24 protein-coding genes are annotated in these 25,220 nt (G+C 42.4%); 3 read left to right on the top strand and 21 right to left on the bottom strand.

Annotated features, from left to right (window positions below; all coding sequences use genetic code 11):
* Positions 1-35 precede the first annotated feature (35 nt).
* From SM123_RS04675 to SM123_RS04585, 19 genes are all read right to left on the bottom strand, one after another.
* Positions 36-2,021 (bottom strand): peptide ABC transporter substrate-binding protein, encoded by a 1,986-nt coding sequence (locus SM123_RS04675; RefSeq protein WP_320909963.1) that lies wholly within the window; start codon positions 2,019-2,021, stop codon positions 36-38.
* Positions 2,022-2,399: 378 nt separating this feature from the next.
* Positions 2,400-3,437, bottom strand: a complete 1,038-nt coding sequence (locus SM123_RS04670) for a M42 family metallopeptidase (RefSeq protein ID WP_070506252.1) — start codon at positions 3,435-3,437, stop codon at positions 2,400-2,402.
* 86 nt (positions 3,438-3,523) lie between these two features.
* Positions 3,524-3,901, bottom strand: coding sequence for a hypothetical protein (locus SM123_RS04665; RefSeq protein ID WP_287312416.1), 378 nt, complete (start codon positions 3,899-3,901; stop codon positions 3,524-3,526).
* 16 nt (positions 3,902-3,917) lie between these two features.
* Positions 3,918-4,388 carry a hypothetical protein gene (locus SM123_RS04660; RefSeq protein WP_320909962.1) on the bottom strand — a complete coding sequence of 157 codons (471 nt, stop codon included), beginning with the start codon at positions 4,386-4,388 and terminating at the stop codon, positions 3,918-3,920.
* A gap of 416 nt (positions 4,389-4,804) precedes the next feature.
* Positions 4,805-5,188, bottom strand: coding sequence for a hypothetical protein (locus tag SM123_RS04655; protein WP_320909961.1), 384 nt, complete (start codon positions 5,186-5,188; stop codon positions 4,805-4,807).
* A gap of 12 nt (positions 5,189-5,200) precedes the next feature.
* A complete protein-coding gene (locus SM123_RS04650) occupies positions 5,201-5,623 on the bottom strand; it encodes a hypothetical protein (RefSeq protein ID WP_320909960.1) in 423 nt (140 codons plus the stop codon).
* Positions 5,624-5,752: 129 nt separating this feature from the next.
* A complete protein-coding gene (locus SM123_RS04645) occupies positions 5,753-6,007 on the bottom strand; it encodes a hypothetical protein (protein WP_320909959.1) in 255 nt (84 codons plus the stop codon).
* Positions 6,008-6,277: 270 nt separating this feature from the next.
* Positions 6,278-6,661 (bottom strand): barstar family protein, encoded by a 384-nt coding sequence (locus tag SM123_RS04640; RefSeq protein ID WP_320909958.1) that lies wholly within the window; start codon positions 6,659-6,661, stop codon positions 6,278-6,280.
* Between the two features lie 201 nt (positions 6,662-6,862).
* The gene (locus tag SM123_RS04635; protein ID WP_320909957.1) at positions 6,863-7,363 is read right to left on the bottom strand and encodes a DUF3592 domain-containing protein; all 501 of its coding nucleotides are present in this window, start codon (positions 7,361-7,363) and stop codon (positions 6,863-6,865) included.
* A gap of 178 nt (positions 7,364-7,541) precedes the next feature.
* On the bottom strand, positions 7,542-8,126 hold the full coding sequence (locus SM123_RS04630) for a DUF1307 domain-containing protein (protein ID WP_320909956.1): 585 nt from the start codon (positions 8,124-8,126) through the stop codon (positions 7,542-7,544).
* Between the two features lie 127 nt (positions 8,127-8,253).
* A complete protein-coding gene (gene galE / locus SM123_RS04625; protein WP_320909955.1) occupies positions 8,254-9,252 on the bottom strand; it encodes a UDP-glucose 4-epimerase GalE in 999 nt (332 codons plus the stop codon).
* Positions 9,253-9,315: 63 nt separating this feature from the next.
* On the bottom strand, positions 9,316-10,788 hold the full coding sequence (gene galT / locus SM123_RS04620; RefSeq protein ID WP_320909954.1) for a UDP-glucose--hexose-1-phosphate uridylyltransferase: 1,473 nt from the start codon (positions 10,786-10,788) through the stop codon (positions 9,316-9,318).
* Between the two features lie 12 nt (positions 10,789-10,800).
* Positions 10,801-11,979 (bottom strand): galactokinase, encoded by a 1,179-nt coding sequence (locus SM123_RS04615; RefSeq protein ID WP_407073126.1) that lies wholly within the window; start codon positions 11,977-11,979, stop codon positions 10,801-10,803.
* 239 nt (positions 11,980-12,218) lie between these two features.
* Positions 12,219-14,630 carry a glycoside hydrolase family 3 N-terminal domain-containing protein gene (locus tag SM123_RS04610; protein WP_320909953.1) on the bottom strand — a complete coding sequence of 804 codons (2,412 nt, stop codon included), beginning with the start codon at positions 14,628-14,630 and terminating at the stop codon, positions 12,219-12,221.
* Between the two features lie 125 nt (positions 14,631-14,755).
* Entirely contained in the window at positions 14,756-16,198 is a 1,443-nt protein-coding gene (gene gtfA / locus SM123_RS04605; RefSeq protein WP_320909952.1) for a sucrose phosphorylase, read from the bottom strand.
* A gap of 243 nt (positions 16,199-16,441) precedes the next feature.
* Positions 16,442-17,275 (bottom strand): carbohydrate ABC transporter permease, encoded by an 834-nt coding sequence (locus tag SM123_RS04600; RefSeq protein ID WP_021153463.1) that lies wholly within the window; start codon positions 17,273-17,275, stop codon positions 16,442-16,444.
* A 13-nt stretch (positions 17,276-17,288) separates the two neighbouring features.
* Positions 17,289-18,155, bottom strand: coding sequence for a carbohydrate ABC transporter permease (locus SM123_RS04595; protein ID WP_021153464.1), 867 nt, complete (start codon positions 18,153-18,155; stop codon positions 17,289-17,291).
* A 13-nt stretch (positions 18,156-18,168) separates the two neighbouring features.
* Positions 18,169-19,428, bottom strand: a complete 1,260-nt coding sequence (locus tag SM123_RS04590; protein ID WP_049473981.1) for an extracellular solute-binding protein — start codon at positions 19,426-19,428, stop codon at positions 18,169-18,171.
* Positions 19,429-19,442: 14 nt separating this feature from the next.
* A complete protein-coding gene (locus SM123_RS04585; RefSeq protein ID WP_320909951.1) occupies positions 19,443-21,605 on the bottom strand; it encodes an alpha-galactosidase in 2,163 nt (720 codons plus the stop codon).
* 160 nt (positions 21,606-21,765) lie between these two features.
* Here SM123_RS04585 and SM123_RS04580 point away from each other — a divergent pair, with 160 nt between their 5' ends.
* The 3 genes from SM123_RS04580 to birA all read left to right on the top strand — a co-directional run bounded on the left by SM123_RS04580 (position 21,766) and on the right by birA (position 24,618).
* Positions 21,766-22,599, top strand: coding sequence for an AraC family transcriptional regulator (locus SM123_RS04580; RefSeq protein WP_320909950.1), 834 nt, complete (start codon positions 21,766-21,768; stop codon positions 22,597-22,599).
* Positions 22,600-22,666: 67 nt separating this feature from the next.
* A complete protein-coding gene (locus tag SM123_RS04575) occupies positions 22,667-23,674 on the top strand; it encodes a LacI family DNA-binding transcriptional regulator (RefSeq protein ID WP_320909949.1) in 1,008 nt (335 codons plus the stop codon).
* A gap of 8 nt (positions 23,675-23,682) precedes the next feature.
* A complete protein-coding gene (gene birA, locus SM123_RS04570) occupies positions 23,683-24,618 on the top strand; it encodes a bifunctional biotin--[acetyl-CoA-carboxylase] ligase/biotin operon repressor BirA (protein ID WP_320909948.1) in 936 nt (311 codons plus the stop codon).
* 117 nt (positions 24,619-24,735) lie between these two features.
* Here the strand turns inward: birA and SM123_RS04565 are convergent, their stop codons facing one another.
* Together SM123_RS04565 and SM123_RS04560 are read right to left on the bottom strand one after the other, a co-directional pair.
* Positions 24,736-24,984: a hypothetical protein gene (locus tag SM123_RS04565; RefSeq protein ID WP_229099237.1), complete on the bottom strand. Its 249-nt coding sequence runs from the start codon at positions 24,982-24,984 to the stop codon at positions 24,736-24,738.
* Positions 24,968-25,174 (bottom strand): hypothetical protein, encoded by a 207-nt coding sequence (locus SM123_RS04560; RefSeq protein WP_320909947.1) that lies wholly within the window; start codon positions 25,172-25,174, stop codon positions 24,968-24,970. Before SM123_RS04560 ends, SM123_RS04565 begins: the two co-directional genes overlap by 17 nt.
* Between the last annotated feature and the right edge of the window lie 46 nt (positions 25,175-25,220).

Genomic DNA, 25,220 nt, shown 5'->3' with positions numbered 1-25,220 from the left:
AAAAAAACCGAGGCATCAGCCTCGGTTATCGATTCTTATTTGACGTGTTTCTTAAGATCTTCTTGTGCTTTTTTGTTTGACTCTGCTTGTTCTTTTTGCCATTTTTCAAGGGCTTTGTTGTAGTCAGCAGTTGTCACAGCTTTATCTTGGAGTTTCATTCCTTTGTAGATCACGTGGTCTTTTCCTTTACCACCAGTCCATGCAAATGGAGCTGAGAATGGTTCGATACGTGTCAAGAATGGACGTCCAGTTGATGAAGAAGTTGGCATAACAAGGGCGCTATCTGTCAACCAAGCTTGTGCTGCCGCATATTTTTCATAGCGTTTGTTGACGTCTTGTGTTTCTGCACCAGCATCTTTGATCATCTTTTCAAAGTCGTACAGACCAACTTTTTTAGCTGCTTCATTGTTTTCACTTGGGTCAAATCCAAGGAAAGTCTTAGTATTTTCACCAGATGAAGCTTTCAAGATATCCATGTAAGTTGATGGGTCTTGGTAGTCAGGGCTCCATCCAACATTATCAGAGAGATCCCAGTCTTCGCCGGCCGCATTTGGCGCAAAGAGGGTCACATTTTGAAGGTCTTCTTTCGAAAGCATTTGGATATCGATGACGATATTTTCTTTACCAAGTGCTTCTTCAACAGATTGTTTGAAGGATTGTACCCGTTGAACTCTTGATGGTGTGGTTTGGTCTACAGGCATATCGATGTGAATTGGGAATTTCACACCTTCTGCTTCCAAGGCAGTCTTCGCTTTTGCAAACTCTTCCTTCGCTTTCTTCGCATCGAAGAGACCGTTTTGACCATCGTCTAGTTTAGTAGATTTCCACTCATCTCCGTAGGTATCCAATTGAGTTTTCACCATTTCACCAAAGGTCTTGCCATTAGCTTGGACAAATGTTGGTGGAATGTAGAGGTTACGGATGATCTTACTTGCTCCGTCTTTTCCGTTCAATTGAGCAGCATACGCTTCACGGTTGAAGGCAAAGCTGATCGCTTGACGGAAGTCCTTGTTCAAGAGAGCTTTCTTAGTAGATTGTTTTTCTTCATCGGTCTTCTTAGCAGTGTGTTTGTAAGATTGACGGTCGATGTTGGTACCAATGACATAAGAAGCAGCGTCTTGAGGAGTGTAGGTGATTTCGTCTTTAAATTCTTTGGCTTGCTCTGAGTAACCAGATCCAGTTGGGAAGAGTTTGGCCAAGCTAAGAGCATTTTCACCGAATGATTTAGCCAATTTACTTTGGTCTTGTCCATCGTAGAATTCCAATTTCACATCTGAGATGTAGACCTTGTCTTTATCCCAGTAGTTTTCATTCTTGGTCATTTCGATAGAAGATTTTGAAGTAAAGCTCTTCAAGATGTAAGGACCATTGTAAAGAAGGGAGCTGGTGTCACTTGCTTGAGCGAATTTATCCCCTTTTGATTTCACGAATTTTTCGTTGACTGGGAAAGTAATCCCAAGAGTCAATTTAGAGTTCCAGTAAGATTCTGGTTGGTTCAAAGTGATTTGAAGGGTATGATCATCAACTGCTTTTACTCCTACAGCTGAGAAATCTTTATTTTTACCGCTGACGTAGTCATTCAAGCCTTTGATAGAATCTTGGATGATGTAGAGCATTTCTGATTTGTTATCAGCCGCATATTTGATCCCTGTGACGAAATCTTTAGCAGTGACATCCGCATACTCTTCGCCTTCTGAATCATACCATTTAGCATCATCACGAAGTTTATAAGTATAAGTCAAGCCATCTTGCGAAACTGTCCAATCTTTTGCAAGAGATGGAATCAAGTTACCGTATTTGTCATTTTCAAACAAGCCATCAATCAAGTTTCCTGTGATATCGTGGGTTGCTGCTTTACCAGATGTGATATAGTTTAGGTTTTCTGGCTCAGTCTCATAGACATATGAGAATTTTTGACCGTTGCTTGAGCTAGATGATTTAGAACCACCCGAACAAGCTACTAGGATACCTGCTGAAAGGAGGGCAACTCCCGCAAGTGCAATGACATTTCTTTTTTTCATGTAAAACTCCTTAAGAAATTTTAAGTTTATTTTAAGATTATACCACAAAGATTTTCAGAAGAAAAGGAATTTTCAGAAAATTTTAGTTTATGAAAAAACTACTCCGGAGAGTAGTTATTAATTTAAGTTTAAAACTTATTTGAGACTTTCCTTAGGTGAGTACGGACGTCAGCGAACTTCTACGAAGTTCCATGACTTAGTTTTGAACCTAAAGTTTCAAAACTCCCGAGTGCTTGAAATGATTCTATTTCAAGCACTTTTCTCACGGCGGAAAGTCTCAGTTTTGATTCGAAAAACTATAAGGACTGGATATTTTATAAAAAGACTTCTTATGTTATTTTCTAAGAAAAAACTAGTTCACAAAAGTAGTTCCATTTTTTACTCTACTAAGTCGCTCTTGAGGTAGGCATCGACCATGCGCTCTGTTGCGACTACAGAATCCAAGTGAGTCCGCTCATATGAGTGGCTAGATTCGATCCCTGCCCCGAGAAGAGCGTGTTTCACTTCTGCTCCTGCGCTCATGGCTGCAGAGGCATCTGATCCGTAGAAAGGATAGATATCCAACTTATAAGGGATTTCTTGGGCTTTTGCCAAGGCTACCAAATGCTGACGGAATTCGTAGTGATACGGTCCTGAAGCATCTTTGACACAGATGGATACCGTGTATTCATCCGTCGCTTGGTCATCTCCCATAGCCCCCATATCCACTGCCAAGTACTCTACCACTTCAGACGGGATACTAGAATTAGCTCCATGCCCCACTTCTTCAAAGACTGAAAAGGCAAAGGTAGTCGTTACTGGCAATTGAATATTCTCTTCCTTGTAGACGCGCAGAAGATTCAAGAGAATCGCTGCACTCACCTTGTCATCCAAGTGACGAGATTTGATAAAGCCGGTGTCTGTCACAATGGTCCGTGGATCAAAGCTGACAAAATCACCTACTTCAATGCCAAGGGCACGGGTTTCTTTTTCGTTGGTCACTTTTTCATCCAGACGGACTTCCATATTATCCTGGGTCCGCTCGACAGTTCCCGCATCCTTGTAGACGTGGCAAGAAGTCTGATGGACCAAAATTGTCCCCGAATGGGTCTTTCCTGTATTAGCTACATGGACTGTACAATTTTCCCCTTCAATCATATTCCAAGGGAAACCACCGATACGGTCTAGCTTGAGGCGGCCATCTGCTTTCACAGCGCGGACAATAGCCCCCAAGGTATCCACATGGGCTGTGACATAGCGTTGCTTGTCTGTGATTACACCAGGCACGGTCACATTCACGCCTCCCTTAGCAGTCCGAGTTACCTCATACCCAAAGCCTTCAATGGTTTTGACCAAATAGTCTGCGATCTCCCGTGTAAAACCGGTCGGTGAAGGAATGGCTGTCAATTCCTGCAAATAAGTCACTGTCTGATTCATAATGCCTCCAAATGTGTTTTTCTTTATTCTAGCATGAAATAGGTGGAATAGCTAGAGGAGAGGTTACAGAGTGGAGTTTTTCAACATCAATCCTCTAAAGTCACTGGAAAAATATCTTCCCCTCTTTTCATTCTTTCTTCCATTTCTTTCCACTCAATCACTAATTTATATAGTTCATCAGTTGAAATAAAGCAAGGTTCACCTAAAAGTTCTTCCTCAAATTGGAAGTAAACTTCTGTTATTTCTTTTCCAACTTCGATCCCCAATAAATTTCCATCAAAAGCGTACTCTTCCATATTTCCAGAAATGACATTCTCCAAAGCTTCGCGAACATCCGGATAAAAATCATGAACTTCCGTCATCATAAAGGTTGTTAAAATTTTATAATTTTCTCTGTTATATAGGACGGTGAGTGCTATTTTGTCGTCGACACTCTTGAATAATTTATATTGTCTTTTTAACATTTGTTCTAACCTATTTCTAATCCTCAAGAATTGAAAAATTATATTTGTTTTTGTATCTCTGATTAAAGCGGACAATTACTTTCATAGGGTCTTTTTTTGTTAATCCATTATCAAAAGTTATACTTTTCGTTAACTCTTCCCGAAATTTTTGTATTCCAGATGCTATTTCAGCTACTAATCTTGAAGTATCAATTTTAAAAGTGGCAATACCCTTATCTTCCATAAAGAGTATTGAATCGAAAAATAATATTGAAATATACAAATCCGTAGCTGAACTCTTTGTCAATTTAATTAAAGAGTTCTCTAATAATAATTGAATGTTTTTGACATCACTTTGATTATAAAAATATTCAAACAGTACCTGATTTATATCTGTAGGAAAAACGTCTGGAACAAAAGTTGGAGGTTCAATTCGATACTTTTGTCTTCCGCGAAGTATATCTTCAACGTTTCCTTCTTTTACTATAATTTTTACTTCTTCCTTCAATTTAGTTTATTCTTCTTCCTTCTTCTCTCCATATTTAGGATCAATTATATTAAATAAGCGAATTTGTTCCTCTTGAAAAAACCTATCATAAAGTTCAATGTCCCCACTAGCTTTATTCCAAGCATCCTGTGAGGCTATTATTCTATCCCTTCTGAGATACTTCTGGAAAAGTTTGTCCTCTTGACTTCCCAAAAATACCTCAAAAATGGTCCTCACTGCTTTTTAATTCGTCTTTTTGTTCCCCTTGTAATTCAGGCTGAATATTTCGTTTCATGAAGGGATAATTGATATTGTGAGTGCTCTGTTGGATTTTCACTAAAGAATTCTTATAGGCGAGAATTAAAGCAAGAGCTTACTAATACTTAATTTGTAAACTCTTATTTGTTTCAATTCCAACATAGATATAAAGAGTTATTTTAATCTTTGCTAGCTAGAATTTCAGCCCCTTCGGGTAATATTTTTTCCAGTTCAGACTTTGTGAATAAACCTTGTGCTTTAGGATTTCCTCTTAAAGCTTCTGGAAATTGCCTCAAGAAATTTTTATTAGCTTCTTCTTGTGTCACGTTCGGTGGCCAACGATCGTTCTTAATCTTCCAAGATATTTCGAGTAGCGATCTCTCTCCACTTTCTAATAAGGCAAACAGCTCATTTGGTAATTCATAAACTACACGCTGAGGGGCAATTCCTCCCTCCTCAGTGACGTAATAAAAATGATTACCATCTCTCCAGATATGCTGACCGTAACCTTTTACTTCTTCAAACTGGATAACTTCTTCCCATTGTAGTCTTGTTGGTTTCATTTTATACCTCTTTTACTTAAGTGGCGATACATAATCATCTGGAAGTTTGCCTCTCCAGTCAATCCACATTTGCTCAGCAATAGGAATTAATCTTTTAAGCTCTTCCTGAGTAAATAATTCTCTAGTTTCAGGTATATCAATTAATGATGTGGGACTCTCTTCTATGAATCGTTTCTCACTAGCTTTCTTTTCTTCTTCCGTCGGTGGCCAACAGTCATTCTGAACTTTCCAGGAAACTTCATGTAGTGTTCTCTCTCCACTCTCTAATAGAGCAAATAATTCTTGTGGGAGTTCATAGATTACTAACCAAGAAGCTACGGTGCCTTCTTCTAAAACAAAATAATATTTGTCCTCATTTTTCCAAATGGATTTTCCATATCCTTCAATTTCCTCAAATTGGGTAACATCTCCCCATTCAAGTTTTGTTGGTTTCATTTTATACTTTCCTTACTTAAGCGGCGATACATAATCATCTGGAAGTTTACCTTCAGATTCGGTCCACTGTTTCTCAGCAATCGGAATCAACTCTTAGATTCATTATCAAATCAATTAATTTATTTTCCATCAATTTTCTTTTTTTAACTCTTTCTCTAATTGTTTTAAGACTACTAAAATTTCGCTTTTATAATCCATTGTTTCATCTACAAATCTTCTTGCTAAACTAAAAAAACTAATATCGCCGAGATTTTCTCCTCTTCCTATACTCTTAGTTAAGTTAAATATATCCTGTATAATTCCCGGGTGTAACTTCTGACTTGGATATTCTAAGTCAATTAAATCTTGTAATTTGTCTGTATATTTCTTATATTTATTTTTCATAATTCAAAACCTTAACTTGGTACAATTCATATATCAACTATCCAGTCTAATGGCCATGGATTTGGTAATAAAACTTGATCAGCTTCTCTGTATATTTTCTAATCATATGCTACCGTATTCTATTAAATGGTTGATAGTGATCTTCAATAAACCAAATTGAACCATCATCACCAATGACTATTCGTTCAGGGAATAGAGATTTATCTTTTTAATAAGGATGAACATCCAATTTGTTACCATAAAACAGCTCCATAAAAATTTTCCCATTTTTTAATTTTCCACTATGTAAACTTGAAAACTCTTGACCTTACTGCCAACAACATGTTTTTCAACATCACTTTCCCACCAAGGAAGAACATCTTCTTCCAAAATTTCTAAAAATAAGACTTTAGAAGATAAGTCATCTTTTAAGAAACTATCATAATTTTCAAAAATAAAGCTGTATTCTTCAGCTTTTATCCATGAGAGGTCCGTTAGCCAATCCGTAATAGACGACCAATTATTCGCATCGGGAAGGCCGACAATTTTTTCAAAAAAATGAAATAGCTCTTCTTTGTTTTGGATCTGCTTCCCATCAAAAATTGCTACAAAGCCACTGAAAGGCAATCGATCTTTCAATTCAAGTTTTGTAATGTAATGAATTCTATTTTTCACGATTTCATACCTCTCACTATCTCTTTCTCGAAATGGTAGTTTTTTATTGACATCGAATTCTTTGATAATTACCAGAAAACTATCTGTCCCACTACTTTCTCTACTCAATCGCTAATTTATACAGTTCTTCAGTTGAAATAAAACAAGAGTTTTCTAATACTTTTCTATCAAATTGGAAGTAAACTGCATTCTCTTATTCCGTTACATGACATAGAAAAAAGTAACTATCACAATCAATAATATATAGAGAGTACCAAAAATAATGATATGTAATCGTAAGATTCTGTCATGACCTGGATACCTTTCAACGAAGCCTTGTTTAGGTTTTTGGGGATTGTACCATACCGTCATTTTAGAACCAATTGGAAATATACTTTTTAAATTTAATACATGATAGGGACTTCTGATAAATTTTGTATCAAATACGTCAGCTTTCGCTTTTTTCGATGTTGTTGTTTCAAAAGTTGAATAAGAGAAACGTTTTTGATATCTTTCTCCATCTACCACATATTCAACAACTGGTAAGGCAGCTAAATCCGAACCATTTAAATAACTATGTTTAACCACTTCTCCAATAACTTGCATAGTTGCATATTTCTGGATATTCTTCTCCTTTTTGTAGAACAAAAAATATATTAAAAGAAGGAAGCTAAAAAAAGCTGTGAAGAGCAATATTATTTGAATATATAGGGCTTTCGTCATTTTACAACCGCCTTACTATTTAAAATATATGAATAGAAATTAGTTTAAGAATTTTCTTCATTCCTTTGCCAATCATTCTTTAAACTCACTTTTCCTTAAATCCTATTCTACCAAAATATGCCCATGAATTCATACTAAAACAAAAAAGAGCAGCGAACTGAGCTGCTCTCCATTTGGTTTATTTTTCTACCATTCCGCCTTTGATAAGACTGTCTTTCGTTACTGAATAACTGACTGTTTTGTCATCTAGGGGATTAAATCCTGGTACGATTTCTTTTAATTTATTAAAATCGATTTTTGTGTAATCAATGGTATTGCGGATATAAAAGATTCCGTCTTTGTATTCTGATGTTAGTTCAAATCCATGTCCCATCAAATCTTTGAATTTTTCTTGACTCTTAGCGACGGCTTCTTTCATGGTTTCAAGAGGGTTCTCACCAGGCACTTTTGAGACGTCGTAATCATCAACTTTTTCTTGTACTAACAAGGTATCTCCCTTGTAATACAAGGTGATAGTTGACTTACCTGCTTCATCACTCGTTTCGAGAACAGTTTTTTGTGCACCTGCTAGTGCATCTTCTTTTTTGCTTTCATCAGTTGATGACCCTTTTGTCTTTTCTTTAGCGGATGATTTGCTTGTTGCTTTACTTGTCGCCTTAGTAGACGATGGACTAGTAGATTTTGTAGTCTCTTTTTGTGCGCAACCAGCTAAAAGAAGACCCGCTGTCAAGAAGACGGCTAACATTTTTGTGGTTTTATTCATTTTGAATACCTCACTTTTTTATGATGGTTAAGGAAATGACTGACGTCTGAAACGAGTCATTAGCAAGATCAACTGTCGTTTTAGATGTTATTAAAAAAGTCTCAAAAATGATGTCCGCAGTCCCTCCTTATCGATCATTGTAGCCATCTGGGTGGCTGGAATGCCAAGCCCAGGCTGTTTGGATAATGGTTTCGATATTGTCAAATTTTGGTTGCCAGCCGAGGATGGCACGCGCCTTCTCAGATGATGCAATCAAGGTATCTGGATCTCCTGGTCTGCGATCAGCCAGCTCAAGTGGGATCGGATGTCCCGTCACCTTGCGAGCTGCTTCAACGATTTGAAGATTGGAGAATCCAGTCGATGAGCCCAGATTAAAGGCAGTCGATGGATTGCCATTACGCAGATACTCCACTGCTAAAAGATGGGCATCTGCCAAATCAAATGGATGGACGTAGTCCCGAACATTGGTCCCATCTGGTGTCTTGTAGTCGTCCCCAAAAATGGAGATCTTCTCGCGTTTGCCTTGGGCCACTTGCAAGACGATCGGCAAGAGATGGGTCTCTGGTCCATGGTCTTCTCCGATGGATCCATCTGGCTTAGCACCCGCTACATTAAAGTAACGAAGGGGCACATACTTGATGCCGTAGGCTTGATCGGCCCAGCGCATGATGGTTTCCATCATGAGCTTACTTTCGCCATAGGGATTAATCGGTTTTTGTGGAGTGGTTTCAAGAATCGGAATTTCTTCTGGAATACCGTAGGTAGCAGCAGTTGAAGAAAAGACGATGTAGTGCACCCCACATTCATGCATGACTTCCAAGAGTTTGACCATGCCAGCTGTATTATTGTCAAAATATTTCAATGGATCTGCCATAGACTCAGCGACTAGTGAGTAAGCTGCAAAGTGGATGACCGCATCGATATCTCCATGTTCCTTAAAAACAGTGCGCATAAAGTCTTGATCTGCTAGGTCTCCTTGGTAAAAGACAGCATCTGGATGTACCGCTGCACGGTGGCCTGTGACCAGACTATCGACCACGACGACTTTTTCCTGTCCTTCATTGACCAAACGGTCCACCATGTGGGAACCGATATAACCAGCTCCTCCGAGTACGAGTATTGCCATTTGTTTTCCTTTCGCTTCTTGTCTTCTCTCTTATTGTACCAAATTTCTGCCACTTCTCCACACTTAAAGTGTCGCAACAAAGCGTCTAAAGGCAGCTTGTCCTTCTGCTGTTCGCTTGTAGACTCCGGCATCTTCGAGCACGCGCGCAAAGATCTGACCGACTGATTCACGGACAAGGGATTCTGCCTCTGCTTCGTTTGTGATAGCTGGGTGAGTGGCTTTCAAATCATCTGCCCAAGCCTGGTGGTAGGTTGCCACTGTGCTCTCACGTCCAAGCAAATAGTCTTGAACCTGCTTGAGCTCTTCCTTGAGGCGAGGTGGCAAAATGGCCAGGCCCATGACTTCGATCAGGCCGATATTTTCTTTTTTAATGTGTTGCACATCTGCATGTGGGTGATAGATCCCATCTGGATGCTCTGGTGAGGTTTGGTTGTCACGGAGCACCAAGTCCAGTTCATAATGCCCATCACGTATCCGTGCAATGGGGGTAATGGTATGGTGGGGCTGACCATCGGATACCGCTAAAACTTGAGCTGCTGGATCCGAGTAGCCTCGCCAGGCTGTTAGGATATGGTCTGCCAGGGCAATCAATTGCGCCTTGTCATCTGATTGCAGACGAAGCACGGACATGGGCCAGTTGACAATTCCTACCGATACAGCCTCAAATCCCTCAACGCTAAAGCTTTCCTCAACAGGAGCTAGCTCCATAGGGAAGGTGTGGCGTCCGCCTTGGTAATGGTCATGAGTCAGGATGGATCCCCCTACAATGGGCAGGTCTGCATTGGACCCTGCAAAATAGCCTGAAAAAGTCTCGACAATAGTCAAGAGTCGCTCAAAGGTCTTGCGGCTAATGGCCATGGGAACATGCTGGCTATCGAGGAAAATGCAGTGTTCATTGAAGTAGGCATAAGGGGAATACTGGAAACCCCAATCATGACCGTCCATATCAAAGCGGATGATCCGGTGATTGGCCCGGGCTGGATGGTCTAGGCGACCTTGATAGCCTTCATTTTCAAAGCATAATTGGCAGGCTGGATAATGACTGGCTTTAGCAAGTTTGGCCGCTGCAATGTCTTTAGGATCTTTTTCAGGTTTTGACAGATTGATGGTGATTTCAAGAGAACCATAGGGAGTTTGTGTCTCAAAGGCAATGTTTTGCGCAATCGCATTGACCTTGATGTAATCATTGCGCTTAGAGAGGGCATAGAAATCAGCAATCGCGTCTTCCTTGGACTGACGGTAGGTCTCCCAAAAGCGATGGTTGACTTGACTAGGACTAGGGGTAATCCAATCCATCAACTCCGCACCCAAGCTGTCCTTGGCGGCCATACTGTCCTGGATCTTGCTATTCGCAACCGCAATCTCCACCAACTGATCTTTGAGTGCAATCAAGTCTTCTTTTTTGGCTGGGGCATCTAGCCCTTCTTCTCCAACGCGACTCATGACGCGATTTTTTAGATAAATCCGATCCATCTCTTCGTAGTCACTCGCCGCAATGACGGCCGTGACAAATGCATCTAATACCTGTTCTGTCATCCTATCTCCTTTTTAATCGAGTACCCGTGTTCCTGCCGCAACCTCTGCAATATAGAAGCTTGGCGCATAGCCAACGACTTCTTCATAGCGTTTGCCAACAGCTTTTTTAAAGGCTTCAACCTTATCTTTGTTTACGAGGGCAATGGCACAACCACCAAAGCCTGCTCCAGTCATACGAGCGCCCAAGACACCTTCTTGTTCCCAGGCTGTATGCACCAAGGTATCCAATTCTAGACCAGTCACTTCGTAGTCATGCTCCAAGGATACGTGGGAAGCATTCATGAGACGGCCAAAGCCTTCCAAATCCCCTGCTTCAAGGGCCTTGCGTGCTTGGAGGGTCCGTTGGTTTTCAAGAACTGCATGACGAGCCCGTTTGATGCGATTTTCATCCTTGATCAAGTAGCTGTAGGCATCAAAAGCCCAGAGATCCAATTCCCCTAAGGTTTGGATATCCAATTTTTCTTGGAGTTCAGAAACGGCGGTTTCACATTCTGAACGACGTTCATTGTATTTTGAATCCGCTAATTCCCGGCGTTTGTTGGTATTCATGATGACTACGACATTGTCTTTGAGGTCCAGCGGTACCAAATCATACTCTAGGGTGTTGGTATCGAGGTAAATAGCCCGTTGATCAGCTCCCATACCGATGGCAAATTGGTCCATGATCCCAGAGTTAACTCCGATGAAGTAATTTTCGGTTTGTTTCCCGATCTTGACCAGATCTAGACGATCTAAGTGAAGATCATATAGTTTCTCAGCGATGACGCCAATTAAGAGCTCAAGAGAAGCTGAAGAAGAAAGACCGGATCCATTTGGAATATTGCCGTAGACATAGACGTCCATACCGCTATCAATGACATGACCAGCTTCTTGCAAGAAGTGGAGCACGCCTTTTGGATAGTTGGTCCAGTTGTGCTCTTTTTCAAAGTGGAGATTTTCAAGTGGAACTTCAATGATCCCCTTGTCTTCAAAGTTTCCTGAGAAGAAACGCAAGACCTTATCCTCACGCTTTCTTGCCGCTCCGTAGGTACCGAGTGTGATAGCCGCTGGGAAAACATGGCCTCCGTTATAGTCCGTGTGTTCACCAATCAGATTAATCCGTCCTGGTGAAAAGAAGGTATGGTCAGCCTTTTCCCCAAAGACAGCCTGGAATTTTGCTTGTAAATCTTGAGATGTGATTGTTGTCGTCATGAGAAACTCCTTTAGTTTTGTAAACGTTTTTATACTTGTATTATATCTGATCAGAAGTAAAACTTCAAGTGTTTTTAGTAAAATTTTATTAATTTTTTATTTTGTGTCCGAAAAGGCTATAACAAAGGGTTTTCCTCCGATTACAACTTCTATTCCACTCTTGCTATTTCGAGTTAATTTTAGTAAAAGTTTACCAAAAATCTCAATTGGGAAATCACCCAATTGAGATTCTTAATCCTTTAGTGTTTCTTTCTTGGATAGACAAAAGATCCAAGGAAGGTTAAGAGGCTGATGCCCATGAGGGAGAGGAGGTTCCCTGTTTGACCGGTTTTTGGCAATACCGATGATGCAGGACTTCCTGAAACACTTGCAGGAGCCTGATCAGTGGCTTGTTTCACAGCGATCGGAGTAACTTGTGGACCATCAAGAGTGCTAGCTTTTTCTTGCTTGCTAACAAGGACCTGTGTTCCTGTGTTACCAACCTCTACTGGTTGTGTCTGATGGGTTGGTTCTTGGACTGGTGAAGTTGGATCTTGGACTTCTGGTGTTGGCAATGGAGCAGGTGCTGGATAGAAAAGACCATGACCAATGCGGTAGGCATACTCTGTTTCCGACATTTTTCCGTCTACAATTTTTGGAATATCAACCGGTAAGGTACCTAGATGTTCCTTGCCATTGAAGATGACTTCCACTCCTGCAGGAATATTAGGACCAAATGCATTGTCTGGTTTGAGGGATTCCGTTGGATCCATTCCCTTATTTCCATAGACTGCTAAAATGGCTTTGGCTGCGGGATAGTTGGCTACATCATAAGGTTTAGAGATAGAAAGGACAGCTGCCTTCTTATGGTTGGTATTGGCATAATTGACGATTTCTGTTGGAATCTTGGTCCGCCAGAAATCTTTATCCAGTTGCCCTTCATAACCGATCTCTGAAATCACTACGATATGGGTGGCTTTTTCAAGGTCTTCTTTTAGACTATCAAGGGTGGATTCCTTAGTGAAGTTCTTGGCCACAAAGGAGGTATCTTTTGGAAGCACTCCATCCGCGATTAAGCGACGCATGCCCAAATTTAGTCCTGGGACTTCATTTTCAAAAGCTCCGAGTAGTAAGACATGGTCCCCTGTTTGCACCTTAAATGGCAAGGTATTGTCTTCATTTTTTACAACCGTCACCGCTGCTGCTGCAATCTTGCGTTCCAAGTCACGGTTGAGGGTAGATCCAACTGCTTCTTCTGCTTTTTCAGCTGTCCGAGCACTTGGATCAAAATTCAGGACCCCACGTTTTTCTTTGAGGGTCAGAATCCGGCGAACCGAATCATTTAAGCGTTCTTCTGAGATGTCACCGGTTTGGACCGCATCTACCACTGCATTGACAATGGTATCAATCTTGGTCAAATCGGCTTTGCTGCGAAGGGTCGTTGGCATCAAGACCAGATCAACTCCGGCTTTTATGGCCATCTTCACGGCTTCCACCTCACCGAAGTTCTTAGCAATAGCATCCATTCCCATGGCATCGGAGACAATCACGCCCTTATAGCCGTATTTCTTCCGTACCAAGCCCGTTAAAATATCATCAGATAGAGTCGCTGGAACATAGATTTTCTCACCTGTTTCTTTTGACACGACCTGATCTTTTTCAATTTGAGGGTATTGGATATGAGCCGTCATCAAGAGGTCTACCCCTTCATCCATAGCTTTTTTGAATGGAAGGAGTTCCAATTTTTCAAGCTCAGCAAGAGATTTATCCACCAAGGGGAGACCTGTATGTGAATCGACCGCTGTATCTCCATGACCTGGGAAATGCTTGGCCGCTACAGCGACATTGTAGTCCTGAATGCCTTTCATCATCGGAATACCCAAGTAGGCAACCCGATTTGGGTCAGATGAGAAGGAACGAAGCCCAATCACAGGGTTTTGAGGATTGTTATTGGTATCTAGAACCGGAGCAAAATCCACATTCAAGCCTAGTGCAGAAAGTTCACGTCCGATGATTTGACCGGCTTCTTTCGCTAGTTTGGGATCATTGGTAGCCCCAATGGCCATATTGCCAGGAAGGGCTGTCCCTGTCCCCAAGCGGTAGACGATGCCCCCTTCTTGGTCGATGGCTAATAAGAGCGGAATTTTCCCATTGTTGGCCTTGTTTTCATTCGCTGCCTTTTGCATATCTTGCGTCAGAGCCAGGGTCTGCTTGGTTTCTTTAACGTTTTCAGCAAAAAGAATGACGCCTCCAAAATCATACTTGTCTATCGCATCTGCTACTTCAGCATTGACCTTGGTAAGATCTTGTGGTGACTCCTGACCTGCCTCCTGCCACTTACGGAAGTCCGGCATGATCATTTGGGTGACCTTTTGCTTGAGAGGCATGTCTTCAAGTAGTTTTTCCACTTGAGGAGATGCCGTCTCCGTTGTTGTTTCCGTTGGGGAAGCTGCCGGGACTGCTTCACGATCAGTCACAGTTGACGGTTCTGCTACCCCTTCCTGATTTTCTGTGGAGGTTTCTGGAGCTGGAGAAGCCACAACCTCTTCGACTGTTGCTGCCGGTTCATTGGCTTGATCCGGTGTTTGAACTGTGTCTGCCTTTGCTGTTTGGACCGATAATAGAGCAAAAGCCGTTAATAGGGCCGCAGATGGATAAATGATTTTTTTCATAAAGCGACCTCCTTTCTTCATGGATATTGTACCATTGTTTTATAGTTTTGTAAACGGTTGCAATACCTGAAATAAAAAATAGGATAAGCGCTTTTTCACTTATCCTTTAGTTCATTCCTATTTTTTTAAAACACAATGTCTTGACCATTTTCTGTCACTTGGTAAGTCCCGTCAGCAAGATTGATTCGGGCTGTTGCTGTGACGGTCTGGTCTTTGTTTTGGCGCGTAATGACAATGGTATGTTCATCTGGTGTTTCCACCTCAATGCTTCCTTCTAAGTCAAAAGCTTGCGAGTTGTTCCGGAAACTAAAGAGCTTGAGAAGGGATTTCACAACTGGACGCTCTACTTCTTGAGCAATTTCTTCATTGCTGTAGTAATGACGGTTGATATTGCGTCCTTCCTTGGTGTTTTCTAAGAGTTCCAAATCATTCTTCCCAGCTAGGAATCCAACATAATACACTTGTGGAATGCCCGGCGCAAAGGCTTGAATCAAGCGGGCTAGGAAGTACTTGCGATCGTCATCTCCAAGTGCTGAATAGTAGGTCGAATTGATTTGGTAGATGTCCAAGTTGTTGTACTCTGCTGTTGAATACTTGCGTTTCACATTTGCTCCTACCTTGTAGAGCTCATTTGATGCATAGTCAATTTCTTCATCTGTCAAGATATCCTTGACATCAACTACCCCAATCCCGTCATGTGTGTCAAGTGTCGTGAATTGCTTCATGGGACTCATCTTCAACCACTTGGCAAGGCGATCCACTTTTGAGCTATAGAGGCTATAGAGGGTCACCATTGGAAGCGCGAAGTCATAGACATAATAATCGTGGTCAGCAATCTTAAACTGAATGGAATAGTGCTCATGAATCTCTGGAAGAAGCTCAGCACCGTAGCCTGCCGCCATATCGCGCACCTTATCCAACAAATCCCAAATGTCTGGCTCCACGAAGAAATCATTGGTGTCCAATTTCTTCACCGCATAGGCAAAGGCGTCCAAACGAATGAGGTCACAGCCATTGCTTGCCAGGTGTTCGATGGTCTTGCGAATAAAATCCATGGTCACTTCCTTGGTCACGTCTAGGTCAATCTGCTCTTCCCCAAAGGTATTCCAGAGATGCTCAGTCGTCCCATCCGCAAAAGTGATGGCTTGTTTAGGAGCCCGGTCTTTGCGCTTATAAATCAAATCTACATCTGCTTGAGTTGGGCGATTCTCTGGCCAGAACTTGTCCCAGTTGAGAAAGAGATCCTTGTAGGCACTTTGGTCATGCTTTTCTTGGTAGTCCTTGTAGTATTTAGATTGACGAGAAATGTGATTGATCATAAAGTCAAACATAAGATAGTACTTGTCGCCCAAGCGTTTGACATCTTCCCAATCTCCAAAGGCTGGATCCACTTGGTCATAGTCCACAGGCGCAAAGCCTCGGTCACCAGTTGATGGGAAAAATGGCAAGAGGTGAACCCCACCTACTGCATCCCCAAAGTGCTTCTCTAGATTTTCATAGAGATCCTTAAGGTTATTTCCTAAGCTATCTGAGTAAGTAATTAACATGGTTTTGTTTTGAATTGGCATAATGGTTTCCTTTTCTTTTTTGAAAGCCAAGTCTTAAGAGACCTGGCTTTCTTGAGTTTTTCTATTTTAGAATTGCTTCCTAGGATACGATTTAAATCAGCAAGCTGAATCGTCCCTTTGTATCTAGAATTGAACACGCCCTAAGCTCTGTGTGAAAAAGATGAATCTTCCAAGAAGCCAAGGCTTCTTATTCAGATTCCCTATTTTCACTGTGAGCTTTTGACGGGCTTTGTATCTTATTTCTTATTTCACTGCGCCGTTGCTCATTCCTGCGATGATATGGCGTTGGAAGAAGAGATAGACAATGGTGATACTGATAATGCCGACCACGTAAGAGGCAAAGCTTGGTCCGTAGTCGTTGAAATATTGGCCTGCATAGTTGTATTGGAACAAAGGCAGGGTCCACATTTTGGAATCGCGGTTCAAGACAAGGAGTGGCAACATGAAGTCATTCCAGAACCAAAGGGCATTGATGATCATGGTTGTCGCATGCATCGGTTTCATCATTGGGAAGATGATACGGAAATAGGTTGTGAATTTATTAGCCCCATCGATTTCTGCTGCTTCATCCAAACTTTCTGGAATCGAGATTTTGATATAGCCGACATAGAGGAAGAGGGTCTGTGGAATCGCATAGGTCAAGTAGAGCAAGATCAAACCAAAGGTGTTAGCCAAACCGAGTTTACTCATCATAACCGTAATCGGAATCATGATGACTTGGAAAGGTACGAAAATCCCAAGGATCAAGAGGGTGTACATGATGGTAAAGGCTTTTCTCTTACTCATATTACGTGCGATGGAGTAGGCTGCCATGGGGATAAAGATCATTACTGCAAGTAAAGACAAGACAGTGATGACGACAGAGTTCCAATAATAGCCTCCGATTCCATCAGCCAAGAGTCGACTAAAGTTGTCCCATGTGAAGTTCGTCGGGAATCCAAAGAAATTATCTACAATATCTTTGGTGGGTTTGAAGGAACTAAAGAGGGTGGCAAGGAGCGGCACTAAAATCAGAACCGATCCTAGAATCAATAGAATGTATTTGCCAATCAAGGCTTTTCTTTCATCTTGTTTCATCGTGCTTCTCCTCTTAAATTTCAAATTTCTTAGATACTCTCAATTGGATGATCGAAATCACTACAATCAAGAAGAACAAGATTACGGCAATGGCATTGGCATAACCGAATTGGTTATTTTTAAAGGCATAGTTATAAACCAAGAGTCCAAGTGAGGTTGTGGCATTGTTTGGACCACCACCAGTCATGGCAAAGACTTGGTCAAAGGCGGTAAGCCCACCTTTTAGGGCTAGGATAAAGACCATAGAGACACTTGGTAGTAAGTAAGGCAATTCAACATTCCAGAAGACTTGCTTGCTCGTCGCACCATCGATTCTTGCTGCTTCTGTAATTTCAGATGGGATAGATTGCAGACCAGCTAGGAAGATAATGATGGGCATAGCTACTCCTTGCCAAAGAAGGACAAAGACAGCCGCGAAGATCGCTCCCCACTTAGTCCCTAAAAGACTGGTTTGAAGAAACTCGATATGAAGGGCATTCCCAATTGCTGGAAGACCGTAGTTGAAGACTTGTTTGAAAATCAGAGCCACTGTCAAACCAGACAAAACTGCTGGGAAGAAGAACCAAGCACGGAAGAAGGTTTGGCCTTTGATTTTAGAGTTCAAGACACGCGCAATGAAGATCCCAAGGGCAATCTCACCAACTACCATAGCAATCGTGATGATCGCAGTAAAGCCAATAGCATTCATGAATTTTGGATCCATAAAGAGGAGCTTAAAGTTGTTCAAGCCAACAAACTTGTAGTTATAGGTCAAACCTGTCCAGTTGGTAAAACTGTAAAAGGCTCCTTGGAACATTGGCACATAGAAGAAAATTGCTTGTAATAAGAGGGGAATGACCACAAAAGCCCATGCCCAATATTTTTGTAATACTTTTTTCATTGTCTCTCTACTCCTAATCCACATCCGCTTTCATCGGGTTAAAGAAGGCATTCAAATCATTGACCATTCCTTGTTTATCACCTGTCAAGACATAGTTCATCGTCAAGGTATGGAAGTCTGCTTCACTGGTCCAGTATTGTTGCAACCACACCAAGTGACGATCCGTAAAGGCATATTTGGTCATCCCAGCAAGCGGTGAATCCTCTCCTGCTTGTTTGACCCCTTCGATCGCTGTTGGAGATCCGTCCACATCATAGTACTTTTGCATGACTTCTGGACGGGTCATGTATTCCACAAAGGCATTGGCTTCTTTTGGATGTTTGGTAGTAGCGGAGATAGACCATGCTAAGTCTCCCGCACCAACGGTTAAGCTTTGTCCTTTTTCTTTCCCTGGAATCATGAAGGTCCCAATCTTAAATTTCGGTTTTTGTTCATTGATCGCTGTTATAGCCCAAGACCCATTTGGTGTCATGAGGACATCTCCACGCGCGAAGGCTCCGATAACGTCTGTATAACCTGCCCCTTCCCAGTTCTTTTGCTTCGAACCTTTAATGCGAAGAATATCCATGACCTTGATGTCATCCTTCATAATCGGATCAGACAATTTAATGGAATTTGGCTGTGAATAACGAAGGTATTGATTGGCTTCTTTACCCCCACCTGCTGCTGTCGCAAAGGCCAATTGATTATACCCATTGAGCGTCCAAGCATCTGCACCTGCAATTCCAAATGGTGTTTGTCCTTTGGCAACGATGTCTTTTACTAACTGTTCGAACTCATCCCAAGTTTCAGGAACCTTCAAGCCCAATTCTTCGAATTTATCTTTGTTGTAGTAGATTCCGTAAGCATTGGCTGTGAAAGGAACGTTGTAGACTTTTCCGTTCACGGCATATTTTTCAGCGTAGCCGTTTTTCACGCGTTTGAGATAATCTTTATTGCTTAAATCTTCGAAGACACCCGCTTTCGCCCATTCTTGCAATTCGATCGACTGTGGGTAAATATTGACTACATCTGGCACATCCCCTGCGAGAACACGTGTTTTCAATACTTCACCACCATTTGGTACATTGACAACTTTGACCTTGACCTTTGGGTTTTCCTTTTCAAAATCACGCGCGATTTCTTCCAAGGTTTTGGTCATTTCTTTTTTCTGGTTGAAATACTCGATGGTCACTGTGCCATCTGCAGATTTTCCATCGTTGGAGCAAGCACCGAGCCCAAACAAGGCTAGGCCTGTTGTCGCAAGAAGTCCGATTTTTTTATACCATTTCATTTGGCTGTCTCCTTTTATTTTTTGACAAAAACATATTGTTTGCTGAGGAAATCTCCCTGAGGAAGAACGACGGTTAAGCCAGCATACATGAGCTCGGCTCCTGAATAGACTTGATCCGTCCCTTCTAAGCGATAGAGCGCATCTTCTTCCAACCCTTTGAGTTTCAGGGTCGGCTCGATCTCCTCAACCGTTGATAAGACCCGTACATAGGTTACAACCGTGCGGCCTTGATAAGTGAACTGGACGGCTGCTTGATTGCTACCATGGCTTGGATTGATCAAGCGGTAGTGTTTTCCGAATTGAACAAGTGGTCGAATCGTTTTGTAATGAGCGACTTGAGCTGCGATCCGATCCAACTCTTCTTGCGGAAGACTGGTTAGATCTAATTCATAGCCTAGATTTCCCATCATTGCTACATGACCACGTGTTTCAAGTGGTGTCATCCGTCCCATCTGGTGATTTGGCACCGCTGATACGTGAGCCCCCATAGAAATGGTAGGATAGAGGTAGCTAGAACCGTACTGGATCGGAAGTCTGGCAATGGCATCCGTATTGTCACTCGCCCAGACCTGAGGGAAGTAACGCATCATACCTAGGTCATTGCGGCCACCACCTCCGGAGCAGGACTCAAAGAGGATGTTGTCGTACTTCTCTGTTAAGTATGAAACCACTTCATAGAGACCCAAGATATAAGCATGGGATTGCATCTTGGTTTCAAGGTAGGTTTTCCCATTTCCAAGTTTGGTGATATTGCGGTTCATATCCCATTTGATGTAGTCGATCTCATGGTTTCCAAGTAAGTCATCCAAGACCTGCTTGATATAAGAAACCACTTCTTTATTGGAGAAATCGAGCACCAGTTGATTCCGTGAATAGGTGTGTTCGTAACCTGGGACTTGAATAGCCCAGTCCGGATGAGCCCGATAGAGGTCACTATCAACAGATATCATTTCTGGCTCCACCCAAAGGCCAAATTGAAGCCCCTTGTCGTGGATGCCCTGGATCAATTCTGCTAGACTTCCTCCTAATTTTTCTTCATTGACAGTCCAGTCACCAAGGGCCCGATTGTCATCATAGCGATTGCCAAACCAGCCATCATCCAGAACGAAAAGCTCGATTCCCACTTTTTGAGCCTCATCTGCCAGCTCCAATAATTTTTCTTTCTTGAAATCAAAGTAGGTTGCTTCCCAGTTGTTGATAAGAATTGGACGTTCTTTATGGGCAAACTGGCTAGGAATGATATGGTCTTGGACAAATGCTTGGCTCTCTTGACTGAGACCGGTCAATCCCTCATGTGAGTAGCTGATCATGGCTACTGGAGTATCAAAGCTCTGATTAGGCGCTAACTCCCAGGAAAAGTTTTCTGGATTGATTCCCAATCCAACCCGAACTTCATTGAGTTGATTCTTTTGAACAAATCCTTCAAAATTTCCACTGTAGAGCAGTTGGAAGGCAAGGGCAGAACCGGCATCTTCCGTCACTTCATGCTCAGCAAGAATCAGGGCTGGGGTCTGCGCGTGTCCAGAAGCACCACGGTTGGAGCTGATGGAGAAGATTCCTTGCTCTACTTGCTGGCGGCGGACTGTTTTTTCTCTCGCATAGGCCCCTTGAAGGGTGATGATATCATAGTCACCTGCTGGGACATCGGCCAACACATTGAGGGCCTTGTGGATCACGACGGTTTCATCACTCCAGTTTTCAATCTTTAAAAAGCTGGTGATGGTTGCCCGATCTTCGTAGGCTGTGTAATAGAGGGTCAAACGCAGGGCCGCTTGATCATCTTCAAAGACCAAGACCAAGGTTTCGGCCTGATCTACTGAATGAGGGTTCGGAAGACCGGTCGCCTCAACACTGCCAGAGTAGATATTGGCTCCGACATAGAGGAAATCCGTCACCTCTGTAACGCCGTGCTGGATCTTGATCGACGGCTTTCGAAAATCTCCTAGTCCGTGCTGTCCCAAGACCTGTCGCTGGGTATCTAGACTAAAAGTTCGATTGTCAGGTGTTGGATTTCCAGCGAAAGCATGGTCCTTCTCATGCACGGTATTGGAAAAATGATAAGACGGAATCGGACGTCCCAGATGCTTAAGCATCAGGTAGCCATCTCGATTTTCAAGGATCAGGCTCAGTCCCTTACTTTCTACATAGAACAAATTCTGTTCAATACGAATTGCCATATCTTCCTCCATTGGACTCGAAAAATATCACTATGTATTTTTAAATTCAGTTCCAATATTTTTCTTTTTTTACATGTCTTTATTTTACTTGATGTAAACGCTTCCGAAAATAGAATTTTGTTGCACTTATATGGTAAAATGTTAGGTAGGAGGTTCAACCATGTCAGTCTTTTCTGAATACCAAACCGATACCATTGACCTAGCCCTTGATTTTTATGGCTACGAAGATTGTCCGAAGAATTATGAATTTGGTCCTAGCGTCCGAGATAATTTTGTCCTGCATTTTGTTACCAAGGGAAAGGGAGTCTTTCACTTTGAAAAAAAAGAAATCCACCTAGAGGCCGGGGATCTCTTTCTTCTTCCAAAAAATAAGGTGACCTACTACCAGGCAGACTCAGAAGAACCTTGGTCCTACTACTGGATTGGCATCAGTGGCACCAAGGTAAGTGATTTCATGCGCTTTTCAACCCTACAAGAAAAAGGCTTTTTAAAGAAAACAGAGGTGGACACAGAGCGGATTGGCCTGTTCATGGAGCAACTCATCCACAAGGCAGAGGCTTCAAAAATGACCTCGCACTACCAACTCCACCTTCTCTCTCAGATCTATGAACTGCTATTTCTTATCAGTGAAGTGGCTCCCGATATCCATCGAAGCCATCCATCTCCCACCTATCAGCTCTATCTGACCTGCAAGCATGTGATTGAGACGCATTACAATAAAGAGCATCTAAGTATTCAAGAGATCGCTGATGACCTCAATGTCCATCGGTCTTACCTGACAACTGTTTTTAAGGAGTTTCACCAGATCTCTCCCAAAGAATTCCTGCACTCGGTCCGCATGCAACGTGCCCAGCAGTTACTGACCAACACAGACGAAAGCGTCAAGATTGTAGCTTACTCGGTTGGCTTTTCAGATCCCCTCTATTTTTCAAAGGCCTTTAAGGCCTATAGCCAACTGACTCCTAGCCAATATCGTAGCAAACATAAAATTTAGTAAAAATTTATTTCTTTTTACTAGTTTTTAGAGTATACTGGAAGTAGAAATCAATAAAGGATGAACTATGGCAACGATTAAAGACATTGCGGAAAAAGCAGGCGTTTCTCAGGCAACGGTCTCTCGTGTTCTCAACCAGGATGCGACCTTATCGGTCAGTGAAGACACGCGCAGTCGGATTCTTCGCATCGCTGAGGACCTGCATTACCAAAAGAAAAGCCGCAAAACAGCGCCTCAACCAGTCGAAGACTCTCATAAAATCGTCATCTTTGAATGGTACACGCGTGAAGAAGAATTAGATGACCTCTACTACTATGCCATTCGGATGGGGTTAGAAAAACAAGCCCAGGAATTAGGCTATGAGATCTTTCGTATCTTCAACAAGGACGATTGGTCCTTTATTCAAGAGGCAGACGGTATCATCGCTCTTGGGAAATTCAGTCCCAAGACCATTCGAGATCTAGAAAGTTACGGCAAACCCCTGATTTTTGTCGATAGCAATACCCTCTATTTAGGGCATTCCTGTGTGACGACCGATCTAGAAGATTCTGTTATCACGGCTCTCGAGTATTTCCTTGATCATGGCCACAAGGAGATCGGGCTTTTGGTTGGTCAGGAAGAAACCGCCGATGCGACACCACTACAGATGGATCCCCGTCAACGGACCTTTCAACAGTTTCTCACGGAAAAAGGACTTTATGAGGAGCGCTTTGTTTCTGTTGGTCAATTCTCGACCGAGTCGGGTTATCAGATGATGGAGCAACTGATTCAAGCATTGGGCGACAACTTGCCAACTGCCTTTTTTATGGCTAGTGATGCCTTGGCTGTCGGAGCCCTTCGCTCTCTTCAGGAGCACCAAATCGCAGTTCCTGATCGCGTCAGTCTCATTTCCTTCAATGATACATCGATTGCTAAGTATGTCTTTCCTGCTCTCTCTACAGTGACCGTCTACACAGAAGAAATGGGCAAGCAAGCCATCCAGATGTTGCGACAAACCTTTCAAGGGAGTCAATCAAGTGTTCCCTATATGGTCAAATTAGCCACCAAACTGACGATTCGTGACAGCAGTCGCTAGGAGGTCCTATGAAAACACATGAAATCCTCTTTCAAACCCTTTCTCAGGCAGATGATTATGTCAACGGGGAGCAACTGGCAAAAGAACTAGGTGTTTCTCGCACCTCTATCTGGAAGGCCATCCAACGTCTAGAAAAAGATGGAGTCGTCATCGAATCCCTCAAAAAGAAGGGCTACAAGCTGGTCTCAGGCGATATTCTGCTTCCTGAAGTGATCGCAAAAAATACCCAATTGACCGTGTCCTTGAATGAAGACTGTAGTTCCACCCAATTGGATGCCAAATTAGGCATAGAAAGCCATCAAGAAGGCAAGGCGCTCTACCTGGCCAATTCGCAGGCCGCTGGAAAGGGCCGCTTTGGTCGTGACTACTACTGCCCCGATCAGGGCGGTATCTACATGTCCCTTCATCTCAAGCCTCAACTGCCACCTGCGGAGCTCCCCCCATATACCCTCATGGTCGCTGGGGCTATCTACAAGGCTATTAAAAACCTGACCCTGATCGATATCGATATCAAGTGGGTCAATGATATTTACTACCGCCATAAAAAAATTGGGGGAATCCTCACCGAAGCTATCACGTCCATCGAGACTGGTCTCGTCACGGATGTTATTATCGGAGTCGGTCTCAATTTAGCTATCCCTACTTTTCCAGAAGCGCTAGAAAGCAAGGCGGGGTCTTTATTTGAAGGACCTTGTCCCATCACCCGCAATGACCTCATCAGTGAGATCTGGAAGGAATTCTTCCAAACGGATGTCGATGAACTGGTCTACCTCTATAAAGAGCGCTCCCTGGTCCTAGGACGAACCGTTACTTTTGAGCAGAACCAACAGACCTATCAGGGCCTCGCCAAAGATATCTCTGATACCGGCCAACTCTTGGTCCAATTAGACAATCAAGAAGAAATCTGGCTCAATAGCGGAGAAATCTCCTTGACGAAATGGTGAAAATAAGTATAGAAAAAGCCACCCGAGGGTGGGTTTTTTGATCTATTTTGAAAGCTCCTTCTACCCAAAAACTACGGAACTTCATTCTTTTTAAGATATCCATAACTAGTTACGGCTTTAACTCTTGCTCCATTTTTTTACAAAGCGATTTAATTCTGTTTGCACTTTTTCTAGGAGCTCTGTTTGCTGAGAATCACTGACTCCAACTCGGTTAGTGGTCCCATCTTTCTCCGTATGGAAATAACTAGCATGTAGTAATACCCACTCTTTATCTAATGAAAAGGCTACATCTATTTTTTCACCCTCAATGATCGTTGAAGAGGTAATCAAGATTTTATTGTCATCTGGACTAGGAACTCGTACCATCCATTTCCAGTTGGTCTATGCCACCCACACGTCTGATCTCCGCGTCTGAAGGAATCCCATAGCCAGCTTCTCTAATGGTATTGGCATTACGACGATCAAGTATTCTTGCCAGCAATTCAATTTTATTTTTAGATGAAAAATTTGGAGCTGGTTGTTCATCCGGAACAAAGAGATGCCAAGCTACTAACACAGTCATTCATAATAATAGAAAGATCAATCCCTTTTTTATCACAGAT

This window comes from Streptococcus sp. S5 (assembly GCF_034134805.1).
GTDB lineage: Bacteria > Bacillota > Bacilli > Lactobacillales > Streptococcaceae > Streptococcus > Streptococcus lingualis.
Note: the sequence above shows the minus strand (reverse complement) of the source record. Positions and strands in the feature narration are given on the sequence as shown.